Below are 13,454 nucleotides of genomic sequence, written 5' to 3' on the forward strand. Positions count from 1 at the left end.
CGCCTCGAGAATCACTGTGGCTTAGGTCGTTGCCTGTTGCCCTAATCTACAACACACCACCCATCTACTGTGGAAGCGGGCTTGCTCGCGAAGAGGCCGGCACATCCAGCATCAATGTTGCCTGACACTCCGCTATCGCGAGCAAGCTCGCTTCCACAAGGGGTCTGTATATGTCTTCAGCACGGTGCAACACCGCAAATCCACTGTGGGAGCGAGCTTGCTCGCGATGAGGCCGGCACACTCAACATCAATGTCGCCTGACACTCCGTCATCGCGAGCAAGCTCGCTCCCACATTTAAATCTTCAGCTCAGCCCCAGCTCCCGCCAGATCCGCAGTACCTGCCGACGCTCATCCACGAACTGGTCGCCTGCGATCACCCCGGCATCTTTCTGCAAGGCCTGGCGGTGGGCGGCGGAGCGGTAGGCTTTGTAGGCTTCGCGCAACAGCGTGGCATCTTCGGCCGGCATCAGCCCGACCTCCTGCAACCCGTCCAGAATGCGGATGTTATCGGTGTAGCGCACCAGCGACGGGTGTTCCTCGGACCACGCCAGGGCCGCGTATTGCACCATAAATTCAATATCGACGATACCTCCGGCATCCTGCTTGAGGTCGAAGGGCGCCGTCGCCTCGAAGGCATTCGGCGCGGTCCCGGCGGCGGTGGCCTTGCTGCCAAGGTTGTCGCGCATCTTGGCACGCATCTCGCTCACCTCCTGACGCAGGGTCGGCAAGTCACGCTTGCGTCCCAACACCAGGGCGCGGACCTTCTCGAACGCCTGGCCCACGTCCTGGCTGCCCACCAACACCCGCGCCCGCACCAACGCCTGATGCTCCCAGGTCCAGGCTTCGTTCTCCTGGTAACGGGCAAACGCCCCGAGTGAACTGACCAGCAACCCCGACGCCCCGGATGGCCGCAGGCGCATATCCACTTCATACAGCTGCCCGGAGTTGGTCTGGGCAGTCAGCAGGTGAATGATCCGCTGGCCGAGCCGGGTGAAGAACTGTGCACCGTCAATGGGTTTCGGGCCGTCGGTTTCCGCCTGAGGATCGCCATCGTGGATGAACACCAGGTCCAGGTCGGAACCATGCCCCAATTCCAGGCCGCCGACTTTCCCATAACCGACAATAATGAAGCCCGGATCGCACAAGCTGCCATCGGTGCGCAATGGCACGCCGTGCTTGGCGGCCGTCTGGCGCCAGGCCAGGGCCAGCACTTGTTCGAGAATCGCCTCGGCCAGCCAGGTCAGGTAATCGCTGACTTTCATCAGCGGCAGGCTGCCGGCGATTTCCGAGGCGGCCACCCGCAGGCGGTGCGCCAGCTTGAAATGCCGCAGCGCCTCCATTTGTTGCTCAAGGTCATCCTCGGGGATGCGCGTCAGGCGCTCTCGCAACTCCGCCGCCAACTCCGGTGCCAAGGGCGGCTTGAACAGCCGGCCCTCATTGAGCAATTCATCGAGCAGCAAGGGGAAACGGGTGATTTGTTCAGCAATCCACGGGCTCGCCGCGCACAACGTCAGCAAACGACGCAGGGCGCCGGGGTTTTCCGTCAACAGCACCAGGTAGGCCGAACGGCGGGCCACCGCCTCCACCAAAGGCAGCACCCGCTCCAGCACCAGGTCCGGATCGGCATGTTCCACGGCCTGGGCCAGCAGACGCGGGATGAAGGCGTCCAGACGCTCGCGCCCCAGGCGCTGCATGGCGCGCAGTTGCGGGCTGCCGCGCAGGGCGGCCAAGGCCTTGAGGGCTTTGGGTGCATCGACGAAGCCGCCCTCTTCCAACTGACGACACGCCGCCTCTTCATCCTGGCTGTCTTCCCACAATGGCAACCATTCGCCACCCACCACCACTTCGCTTTCGCCACCCGCCTCTTCATCAGGGTCGGCGATGACCTGGCCGAAATGCCAGGCCACACGCCCGCGCCAGTACATCAATTGCTCGTGAAAGGCCGACCAGTCGGCAAAACCCAGCATGAACGCAATGCGCGCCTGGTCCTGCGGGTTGTCCGGCAACATCTGGGTCTGGCGGTCGGCAATCGCCTGGATCGCATGTTCGGTATAACGCAGGAATTCATAACCCTGGCGCAGCTCGTCGATCACCTTGGCCGGCAGATAGCCCTGGCCTTCCAGAGTCCCCAGCACCTTGAGCAGCGGACGCTGCTGCAAGCTCAGGTCGCGACCGCCGTGGATCAACTGGAACGCCTGGGCAATGAACTCCACCTCACGAATGCCGCCCGAGCCCAGCTTGATGTTGTCGGCCATGCCCTTGCGCCGCACCTCCTGCTGGATCAGTTGTTTCATGGTGCGCAGCGCTTCGATGGCGGAAAAATCCAGGTAACGGCGATAGACGAACGGGCGCAGCATGTCGAGCAATTGCGCACCCGCCACCTGGTCACCCGCCACCACGCGCGCCTTGATCATGGCGTAGCGTTCCCAGTCGCGGCCCTGGTCCTGGTAATACTGCTCCAGGGCATTGAAGCTCAGCACCAGCGCCCCGGCCGAGCCGTAGGGGCGCAGGCGCATGTCGACGCGGAACACAAAACCGTCGACGGTCATAGGGTCCAGGGCCTTGATCAGGCGCTGGCCGACACGGATGAAAAACTCCTGGTTATCCAGCGGTCGCTTGACGCCAACGGTTTCGCCGCCCTCGGGGTAGGCGAAGATCAGGTCGATGTCCGACGACAGGTTCAGCTCCACGGCACCCAGCTTGCCCATGCCCAGGATGACCATCTGCTGCGGCTCGCCGCTGCGCCGTCCGGTGGGTACGCCGAATTGCTGGCTGAGGCGCCGGTACAACCATTGATACGCCTGGTCGATGCAGGTGTCGGCCATGTCCGAGAGGTCGCGGCAGGTCTGGACCAGGTCGGCCTGGCGGGTCAGGTCGCGCCAGATGATCCGTACCTGCTGGCGGGTGCGCTGGCGGCGCAGGACGCGGCCCAGTTCTTCTTCAGTCTCGGCGGCCTGCACGGCGGCACCGATCTGCGCGCACATTTCTCCGGGCGCCAGGCTGCGGTCCAGTTCGCCGCTGCGCACCAGCTCCAGCAGCATCACCGGGTCACGGAGACTCTGCTCGATGACAAAGTCGCTGGCAGCGGCAATACGGTTGAACGCCTCCCAGCGCTGCGGGGTCCAGGCCGATAGCCCGTGATCGTCGTCGAGCAAGGCGACCACCGCACGGAACGACTGCTCGGCACGACTGACCAATGACTGGAGAATGGCCGGTACCGTTTCCAGTATTGGGGCAAGCGAGGGCAGGCTCATGGTCTATCCTTGATCGGCGCGGGGGAGGCTGGATGTAGTGTTTTTTCGAAAGACACTACCTGATCGACTGTCGAACAAAGATGATAAATAGCTGAAAATCTGATTTTATTGGCAGCCGGCATCAAGTTTTTACCTGTTCGAGTTGGCTAAAGACCAACAGTAACGATTATTCTCACAACGAAACGAGGGGCCATAAGCCGCTCATGTGTAGTTTTACTACTCGTCTATACATTCGAAAGGCTGAAACGGCCGACGATTTGTAGTAAAACTACACGCCGCCGAAACAACCTTCGGCAATCCAAGAATTTATATCGTCTGCCCACAAGGCCAGTCGCAAACTCAGGCAACCGATTCTGGTAGCCTTTCCGCCCTGGAGCAAGCCATGCAAGACCTCGATCCCGTCGAAACCCAGGAATGGCTGGACGCCCTGGAATCGGTTCTCGACAAAGAAGGCGAAGACCGTGCTCATTATCTGATGACCCGTATGGGCGAACTCGCAACCCGCAGCGGTTCGCAACTGCCCTACGCCATCACCACGCCGTACCGCAACACGATCCCCGTTACCCACGAAGCACGCATGCCTGGCGACCTGTTCATGGAACGCCGCATTCGCTCGCTGGTACGCTGGAACGCGTTGGCCATGGTCATGCGTACCAACCTGAAAGATTCTGACCTGGGCGGTCACATCTCCAGCTTCGCCTCCAGCGCGACGCTGTATGACATCGGCTTCAACTACTTCTTCCAGGCCCCGACCGACGAACACGGCGGCGACCTGATCTACTTCCAGGGGCACGCATCGCCAGGCGTCTACGCCCGTGCGTTCATGGAAGGCCGTATTTCCGAAGACCAGATGAACAACTTCCGCCAGGAAGTGGACGGCAACGGCCTGTCTTCGTACCCGCACCCTTGGCTGATGCCGGACTTCTGGCAGTTCCCGACCGTTTCCATGGGCCTGGGCCCGATCCAGGCGATCTACCAGGCACGCTTCATGAAGTACCTGGAAGCCCGTGGCTTCATCCAGCCAGGCAAGCAGAAAGTCTGGTGCTTCATGGGTGACGGCGAGTGCGACGAGCCGGAATCCCTGGGCGCAATCTCCCTGGCCGGCCGCGAGAAGCTGGACAACCTGATCTTTGTCATCAACTGCAACCTGCAGCGCCTCGACGGCCCGGTTCGCGGCAACGCCAAGATCATCCAGGAACTCGAAGGCGTGTTCCGTGGCGCCCAATGGAACGTCAACAAAGTCATCTGGGGCCGCTTCTGGGACCCACTGCTGGCCAAGGACGTCGACGGCATCCTGCAACGCCGCATGGACGAAGTCATCGACGGCGAATACCAGAACTACAAGGCCAAGGACGGCGCGTTCGTCCGCGAGCACTTCTTCAACTCGCCTGAACTCAAGGCCATGGTTGCCGACTTGTCCGACGACGAGATCTGGAAGCTCAACCGTGGCGGCCACGACCCGTACAAGGTCTACGCGGCGTACCACCAGGCGGTCAACCACAAAGAGCAGCCAACCGTTATCCTGGCCAAGACCATCAAGGGTTATGGCACCGGCGCCGGCGAAGCGAAGAACACCGCGCACAACACCAAGAAAGTCGATGTCGACAGCCTGAAGTTGTTCCGCGACCGCTTCGACATTCCGGTCAAGGACAGCGAGCTGGAAAACCTGCCGTTCTTCAAGCCCGAAGAAGGCAGCGCCGAAGCCCGTTACCTGGCCGAGCGCCGTGCCGCACTGGGCGGTTTCGTGCCGCAGCGTCGCGCCAAGAGCTTCAGCGTTCCGACCCCGCCACTGGAAACCCTCAAGGCGATCCTGGACGGCTCGGGCGACCGTGAAATCTCCACCACCATGGCCTTCGTGCGGATCCTCGCGCAACTGGTCAAGGACAAGGAAATTGGCCAGCGCATCGTTCCGATCATCCCGGACGAAGCCCGTACCTTCGGTATGGAAGGCATGTTCCGTCAGTTGGGCATCTACTCGTCCGTCGGCCAGCTCTACGAGCCAGTCGATAAAGACCAGGTGATGTTCTACCGCGAAGACAAGAAGGGCCAGATCCTCGAAGAAGGCATCAACGAAGCGGGCGCCATGAGCTCCTTCATTGCCGCCGGTACTTCGTACTCCAGCCACAACCAGCCGATGCTGCCGTTCTACATCTTCTACTCGATGTTCGGCTTCCAGCGTATCGGCGACCTGGCCTGGGCGGCCGGCGACAGCCGTACCCGTGGCTTCCTGATCGGCGGTACCGCGGGCCGGACCACGCTCAACGGTGAAGGCCTGCAGCACGAAGACGGCCACAGCCACATGCTGGCCGGGACCATCCCGAACTGCCGCACCTATGATCCGACCTACGGCTACGAGCTGGCGGTGATCATCCAGGACGGCATGAAGAAGATGACCGAAGAGCAACAGGACGTCTTCTACTACATCACTGTGATGAACGAATCCTACCAGCAGCCAGCCATGCCGGCCGGTGTCGAGGCAGGCATCGTCAAGGGCATGTACCTGCTCGAGGAAGACACCCGCGAAGCGGCGCACCACGTCCAACTGATGGGCTCGGGCACCATCCTGCGCGAAGTGCGTGAGGCAGCGAAGATCCTGCGTGAAGAGTTCAACGTCGGCGCCGACGTCTGGAGCGTCACCAGCTTCAACGAACTGCGTCGCGACGGCCTGGCCGTAGAGCGCAGCAACCGCCTGCACCCTGGCCAGAAGCCAAAGCTGAGCTACGTCGAAGAATGCCTGAACGGCCGCAAAGGTCCGGTCATCGCGTCCACCGACTACATGAAGCTGTTCGCCGAGCAGATCCGCCAGTGGGTTCCTTCCAAGGAATTCAAAGTGCTGGGCACCGACGGTTTCGGCCGTAGCGACAGCCGCAAGAAGCTGCGTCACTTCTTCGAAGTCGACCGTAAGTTCGTTGTGTTGGCAGCCCTGGAAGCCCTGGCTGACCGTGGCGATATCGAACCTAAAGTGGTGGCCGAAGCCATCGCCAAGTTCGGCATCGATCCGGAAAAACGCAACCCACTGGACTGCTGAGGAGAATTTTCGTGAGCGAACTCATTCGCGTACCTGACATCGGCAGCGGTGAAGGTGAAGTAATTGAACTGTTTGTGAAGGTCGGCGACCGTATCGAAGCCGACCAGAGCATCCTGACGCTTGAATCGGACAAGGCCAGCATGGAAGTGCCTGCGCCGAAGGCCGGTGTCATCAAGAGCCTGAAAGTGAAGCTGGGCGACCGCCTGAAAGAAGGCGACGAACTGCTGGAGCTGGAAGTCGAGGGCGCCGCTGCGGCGCCTGAAGCGCCCGCCCCTGCTGCTGCCCCGGCCGCGGCTGAAAAGCCTGCCGCCGCACCGGCTGCCGAAGCGGCTCCCGCGCCAGCTGCTGCGCCTGCCGCTGCCACGGTCCAGGACATTCATGTCCCGGACATCGGCTCGTCGGGCAAGGCCAAGATCATCGAAGTGCTGGTCAAGGTTGGCGACACCGTCGAAGCCGACCAGTCGCTGATCACCCTGGAATCCGACAAGGCCAGCATGGAAATCCCATCGCCGGCTGCCGGCGTGGTGGAAAGCATCGCGGTCAAGCTGGAAGATGAAGTGGGCACAGGCGATTTCATCCTCAAGCTGAAAGTAGCCGGTGCCGCCGCACCTGCCGCGCCCGCCCAAGCCGCAGCGCCTGCCGCCAAAGCTGAAGCCGCTCCGGCTCCGGCTGCCGCGCCAGCCGCCAAGGCCGAGGCCGAGGCTGCTCCGGTTGCCGCCGCGCCTGCGCCAAGCGGTGCCAAGGTGCACGCCGGCCCTGCGGTGCGTCAGCTGGCCCGTGAATTCGGTGTCGAGCTGTCCGCCGTCGGCCCAAGCGGCCCTCACGGTCGCGTGCTGAAAGAAGACGTGCAAGCCTACGTCAAGGCCATGATGCAGAAGGCCAAGAACGCACCAGCCGAAGGCGCTGCTGGCGGCGCAGGCATTCCGCCGATCCCGGCGGTGGATTTCAGCCGCTTCGGCGAAACCGAAGAAGTGGCCATGACTCGCCTGATGCAGATCGGCGCGTCGAGCCTGCATCGCAGCTGGCTGAACATTCCGCACGTGACTCAGTTCGACCAGGCCGACATCACCGAGCTGGAAGCTTTCCGCGTTGCGCAGAAGGCCGTGGCGGAAAAGGCCGGCGTCAAGCTGACCGTGCTGCCGCTGCTGCTCAAGGCCTGTGCGCACCTGCTCAAGGAACTGCCGGACTTCAACGCCTCCCTGGCCCCGAGTGGCAAGGCTGTGATCCGCAAGAAATACGTGCACATCGGCTTTGCCGTCGACACCCCGGAAGGCCTGCTGGTACCGGTCATCCGCAACGTCGACCAGAAGAGCCTGCTGCAACTGGCTGCCGAAGCCGCTGCCCTGGCCGAAAAAGCCCGGAACAAGAAGCTCACCGCCGACGACATGCAAGGCGCCTGCTTCACCATCTCCAGTCTCGGCCACATTGGCGGCACCGGCTTCACGCCGATCGTCAACGCGCCGGAAGTGGCGATCCTGGGTGTTTCCAAGGCCACCATCCAGCCGGTCTGGGACGGTAAAGCCTTCCAGCCGAAGCTGATGCTGCCACTGTCGCTGTCCTACGATCACCGTGTGATCAACGGCGCCGCCGCTGCACGCTTCACCAAGCGTCTGAGCGACCTGCTGGGCGACATCCGCACCATCCTGCTGTAACACCGAGCGGCCCTCCCTTGCGGAGGGCCATTCGGAGCACTGTTTTTCCGAGCGCCACGCTCGTACCTCAACCCCGTCCGTTTGGCGGGGCTTTTTTTGCCTGGAATTCAGGCCAGGTGCATGGATGTTGGCTGTGCCGGCCCCATCGCGAGCAGGCTCGCTCCCACAATAGATTTTTGGCGCTGCACAGCACTTTAAACTGGCATCTCTCCCCCTGTGGGAGCCTGCTCGCGATGGCGGTCTGTCAGGCAACCCCGGCATTTTCCTACCCCGCAAGTTTTAAATGACTACACCCCCTGTTAGTCATTACCCACAACCTGCGCCCCCTTCCCTATCGATATTTATGGCGCGCCGGGCTTTAGCATCAAGACCGCCAAGGCAACTTGATGCTTGCCCCCACTACTAAAACTTCGAATGGATTCGAATATGTTCAAACCTACCGTTGGCCCCATCGTCGGCCACACGACAACGGACCACGCGCGGATATTCCTGCGCGGCGATCGCGGCAACAACCGGGTATTCGCCGGTATTCGCCACCGGCGCCAAGGCGATACACGCTGGTCGAAAGGGCATTTTGTCCATTTGAAGGCCTACCGCGACATGTCCGATGTCATCGTGTTGAAAGGCCTTCAACCCGATACCGCCTACGAGTACCAGGCCGGCTGGTTCAGCCCCTTGAGCCCGACCCATACCGTGGAAACCGTCCAGGAACTGCCGCTGCAATGGCCCGGGAACACCTACTGCTTACGCACGCCGGCCAGCAAAACCGACGCACCACGCGCTTATATCGTGGGCTCTTGCCGCTACTTGCGAATCGCCGCCGGCACCCCGTTGCTACCGGGGCTTGGGGACCGCACCTTTGCCGGCATCAACCGCATCGTGGCGCAGGCCGACCCACCGATCAGCGCGATATTGATGACCGGCGACCAGGTTTATCTGGATGACCTGAATGTCATCGGACCGGACCAAACCTATCAGAACATCCTTTTCAGATACCGATCGGTATTTAGCCAGCCACATATCCGGAAACTGATGTCTGGCGTCCCGACCTACATGATCCTTGACGACCATGAGATCGAAGACAACTGGCCCGCCAGGAAAACCGCTAACGACGATGTTCTATACGCCAATGCCATGGGCGCTTATGGGCTTTATCAGGCCAGCCATGGGCCCGCCCACGAACTGTCGAGCGACGGGACATTGAACAAGTCGTTAACCCGCTACTGGTACACCTTCACCCACGGCGATATCCAATGGTTCGTCACCGACAGCCGGACGCAACGCAACCTGTCGGCGAATGACCGGCGCATCCTCGACGAGGAGCAGGAACAGTCCCTGCTCCAATGGCTCATCGACAGCCCCGCCCGGGTCAAACTCGTCGTGACCAGCGTCATGTTCTTCCCTGACAGCAAGCACGATGACGGTGACGCCTGGCAGGCCTTCCCGGAACAACGCCTGCGCCTGCTGGAAACCATACGTCGCCATCGGATCAAAAACGTGGTTTTCGTCTCGGGCGATGTCCACGGCTCCATGACCAGCCGCCTGCGTCACAGCGAGGATCCTGATTTCGAGGTCAACACCGTGGTTTCCTCGCCGTTCTACAACAGTAAATTGCTGCCTTTTGCGAAAGCCTCGGATTTTATTTTCCACAGGCCCATGGCCCGTACCCAAAGCGGTGAGTACCGCTATGAACTGACCAGCAAAGTGGTGAGCCAGGACAACTTCGCCCATCTGCAGGTCACGGCCCAGAGCCTTCAAGTCACCTTCCACGACCGGGACGGCAACCCTTTGCAGACCGTCGATATCCCACTGCAATGATCTTCCACGCCCTCTGATCGGTCGGCGACTGGAGAAATCCTCTCGTCGGCCGATAAAAGGTTTATAGCACTTGGCCTTCATGTCTCTTGTCAGCCAGTGCCGCAATGATGCAACCTTGCGCCAATCCGTAATAACGAGGGCGTCAGCCCGGCGCGATCAGCATTTTCGAAGCGAGTTTCCCCATGAAAAGCCAACCCGATGCCGCCAGCCGTATGGCGGCCGAGGTAGTGACGCAGTTACCGGTGCCCTCGCGGCTCGGTATGCTGCGTTTCGAACGGCTGAATGAAGCAAGCTGGGCGCTGTTGTTCCTCGATCCCAACTGCGAGCGATACTTCGGCCTGCCGGCGGTAGAGCTGTGCTCGCTGGTCAGTTCGCCCTACGCCAGCTTGATGGAACCCGAAGCACGCTATCAGTTGCACGACGCCATCCAGCAACAATTGGCCCAGGCCGCGCATTACCAGATTCGCTACACGCTCCACACCGCCAAGGGCCCGATGAACGTGCTGGAGACGGGTGAAGCCTATAAGCAACACAATCGTCATCTGTTGCGCGGCTACCTGCTGGCGGTGGACAATTTGTTGCAGGGCGAACCCTCTATGCCGGCCCTGGACCTGGAAACCCAGAATTCACGCCTGCAGATCGCCCTGGAACTGAACCAGCGCGCCCAGCAAGAGCAGCTCCAGCACCTGGACCGGGTACGCGCCCAACAGGACCTGATCCTGCTGCTGACCCGTCAGCGCTACAGCGCCAACAACTCCCTGCTCGAAGCCGCCGAACTCATCACCCGCAGCGCCTGCGACATTTACCAGATCGACTGCGCCAGCCTCTGGAACCTGGACGATGGCAAACTGGTACCGATTTCCGCCTACAACCGCGCGTCCCAGGCGTATTTCCTGCCTGCGGTGATCGATGCCAACGACTTTCCCGACTACATGGAGGCGCTGCAGACCTGCCGCGCCATTGACGCCCACAATGCGATGCGCGACCCGCGCACCCGGGAAATGGCCGAGAGCCTGCGCGCCCGTGACGTCAATGCCATTCTCGACGCCAGCGTGCGTATCGACGGCCAGGTGGTGGGCGTGCTGTGCCTGGAGCAAGTGGGCGTCACCCGCGCCTGGCAGTCGGATGAAATCGCTTTTGCCGGCGAGCTGGCGGACCAGTTCGCCCAGGTCATCAACAACCACAACCGACGCACCGCCACCAGCGCCCTGCACTTGTTCCAGCGCGCCGTGGAACAGAGCGCCAACGCGTTCCTGCTGGTCAATTGCGACGGTGTGGTGGAGTACGTCAACCCGAGCTTCACCGCGATCACCCAGTACACCACCGAGGAAGTCCACGGCCAGCGCCTCTCCGAACTGCCAGCCCTGGAGAATCTCAGCGAGCTGCTGTTCGACGCACCCTCGGCGCTGGCCCAGAGCAACAGTTGGCAGGGTGAGTTCAAGAGTCGGCGCAAGAACCTGGAGCCCTACTGGGGCCAGTTGTCGATTTCCAAGGTCTACGGCGATAACCGCGAGCTGACCCACTACATCGGCATCTACGAAGACATTACCCAGACCAAGCTGGCCCAGCAGCGCATCGAGCGCCTGGCGTACACCGACAACCTGACCAACCTGGGCAACCGTCCGGCGTTCATTCGCAACCTCGATGAACGCTTCGCCCGGGACAGTGATTCGCCCATCAGCCTGCTGCTGGTGGACATCGACAACTTCAAGCGCATCAACGACAGCCTCGGCCACCAGACCGGTGACAAACTGCTGATCAGCCTGGCCCGGCGCCTGCGCAACAGCTTGAGCCCCAGCGGCAGCCTGGCGCGATTCGCCAGTAACGAATTCGCGGTCCTGCTGGACGACACGAGCCTGGAAGCCGGGCAGCAGATCGCCAGTCAGTTGCTGATGACCCTCGACAAGCCGATGTTCGTCGATAACCAGTTGATCAGCGTGACCGGCTCCGTCGGCCTGGCCTGCGCGCCGCTGCACGGCCGCGATCCGCAGACCCTGATGCGCAACGCCGGCCTCGCCCTGCACAAGGCCAAGGCCAACGGCAAGCACCAGGTCCAGGTGTTCACCGAAGCACTGAATGCCGAGGCCAGCTACAAGCTGTTCGTGGAAAACAACCTGCGCCGCGCCTTGACCCAGAACGAACTGGACGTGTTCTACCAGCCCAAGTTGTGCCTGCGCAGCGGTCGCCTGCTGGGCATGGAGGCGTTGCTGCGCTGGAACCATCCGGAAAAGGGCATGATCCGCCCGGACCAGTTCATCAGCGTGGCCGAAGAAACCGGCCTGATCATTCCCATCGGCAAATGGATCGCCCGCCAGGCTTGCCGCATGAGCAAACAGCTGACCGCAGCCGGCCTGGGTAACCTGCAAGTGGCGATCAATCTGTCACCCAAGCAGTTTTCCGACCCGGACCTGGTCGCCTCCATCGCCAGCATCCTCAAGGAAGAACAACTGCCGGCCCGGCTGCTGGAACTGGAGCTGACCGAAGGCCTGTTGCTGGAAGCCACCGAAGACACCCACTTGCAGCTCGACCAGCTCAAGCGCTTGGGGTTGACCCTGGCCATGGACGACTTCGGCACCGGTTATTCGTCGCTCAGTTACCTGAAGAAATTCCCGATCGACATCATCAAGATCGATCGCAGCTTCATCCACGAAATCCCGGACAACCAGGACGACATGGAAATCACCTCGGCGGTGATCGCCATGGCCCACAACCTGAAACTCAAGGTCGTGGCCGAAGGCATCGAAACCGCCCAGCAACTGGCGTTTCTGCGACGCCACCGCTGTGATGTCGGCCAGGGCTACCTGTTCGACCGGCCGATCCCCGGCGCCGAGCTGATCGAAAAGCTCAAGCGCTACCCCCGCGGGCCGCTCGTCTGACGGCCGTAGCCCCCCCTACGTCTATCCCCTCGCCACGGTTGTCGCTTTCTTAACGAATCGGCATTGGGCACACTGACGGTCTATTTCGCTCAACTCAATCTGACTGAGAGGACTGATAAATGGTCTTGCGCTCGGAAATCCTGGTGAACAAAAACGTGCTCCCTACTCAAGAACAAGCCCTGCCTGGCCGTGAAACCCCAATGACCGTGCCGGAAAAACACTTCGTCCACGACGCGCCGCTGCTGGGCCCGTTTGCCATGGACGTGGATTTCGCGATCTTCGGCCTCGGCTGCTTCTGGGGTGCAGAGCGCAAGTTCTGGCAGCACGAAGGCGTGGTCAGTACAGCGGTGGGTTACGCCGGTGGCTTCACGCCGAACCCGACGTATGAAGAAGTCTGTTCGGGGCTGACCGGCCACAGTGAAGTGGTACTGGTGGTCTATGAACCGGCAAAAGTCAGCTACGAGCAGCTTCTGAAAATGTTCTGGGAACTGCACAACCCGACCCAGGGCATGCGCCAGGGGAATGACATTGGCACCCAGTACCGTTCGGTGATCTATGCCACCAACCCGGCTCAACTGGCGGCGGCCAAACACAGCGAGCAAGTATTCCAGGCCGAGTTGACCAAGGCAGGCAAAGGCACCATCACGACCGAAATCGAAGAAGCACCGACGTTTTACTTCGCCGAGGCCTACCACCAGCAGTACCTGGCGAAAAACCCTGAAGGCTATTGCGGGATTGGCGGTACGGGCGTGACCTGCCCGATCTGACCTTTACACCCCAGACCCAGTGTGGGAGCTGAGCTTGTGGGAGCAAGGCTTGCCCGCG

General features: G+C 61.4%; 6 protein-coding genes. 5 read left to right on the forward strand and 1 reads right to left on the reverse strand.

Features of this window, described 5'->3' with window-relative positions:
* Window positions 1-303 precede the first annotated feature (303 nt).
* The gene (gene glnE, locus AB4O09_RS28085) at window positions 304-3,255 is read right to left on the reverse strand and encodes a bifunctional [glutamate--ammonia ligase]-adenylyl-L-tyrosine phosphorylase/[glutamate--ammonia-ligase] adenylyltransferase (protein ID WP_013692115.1); all 2,952 of its coding nucleotides are present in this window, start codon (window positions 3,253-3,255) and stop codon (window positions 304-306) included.
* A gap of 382 nt (window positions 3,256-3,637) precedes the next feature.
* On the opposite strand from glnE, the gene aceE reads away from it, so the two are divergent.
* The 5 genes from aceE to msrA all read left to right on the forward strand — a co-directional run bounded on the left by aceE (window position 3,638) and on the right by msrA (window position 13,396).
* On the forward strand, window positions 3,638-6,283 hold the full coding sequence (aceE, locus tag AB4O09_RS28090) for a pyruvate dehydrogenase (acetyl-transferring), homodimeric type (RefSeq protein WP_003197095.1): 2,646 nt from the start codon (window positions 3,638-3,640) through the stop codon (window positions 6,281-6,283).
* An 11-nt stretch (window positions 6,284-6,294) separates the two neighbouring features.
* Entirely contained in the window at window positions 6,295-7,935 is a 1,641-nt protein-coding gene (aceF, locus tag AB4O09_RS28095) for a dihydrolipoyllysine-residue acetyltransferase (RefSeq protein WP_028237535.1), read from the forward strand.
* Between the two features lie 426 nt (window positions 7,936-8,361).
* Window positions 8,362-9,753, forward strand: coding sequence for an alkaline phosphatase D family protein (locus tag AB4O09_RS28100; RefSeq protein ID WP_013692113.1), 1,392 nt, complete (start codon window positions 8,362-8,364; stop codon window positions 9,751-9,753).
* 182 nt (window positions 9,754-9,935) lie between these two features.
* Window positions 9,936-12,629: a putative bifunctional diguanylate cyclase/phosphodiesterase gene (locus tag AB4O09_RS28105; RefSeq protein WP_003197090.1), complete on the forward strand. Its 2,694-nt coding sequence runs from the start codon at window positions 9,936-9,938 to the stop codon at window positions 12,627-12,629.
* Window positions 12,630-12,748: 119 nt separating this feature from the next.
* Window positions 12,749-13,396 carry a peptide-methionine (S)-S-oxide reductase MsrA gene (gene msrA / locus AB4O09_RS28110; RefSeq protein WP_003197088.1) on the forward strand — a complete coding sequence of 216 codons (648 nt, stop codon included), beginning with the start codon at window positions 12,749-12,751 and terminating at the stop codon, window positions 13,394-13,396.
* The last annotated feature ends 58 nt before the right edge of the window (window positions 13,397-13,454 follow it).

The sequence above is a fragment of the Pseudomonas sp. H1_F01 genome (assembly GCF_054681425.1).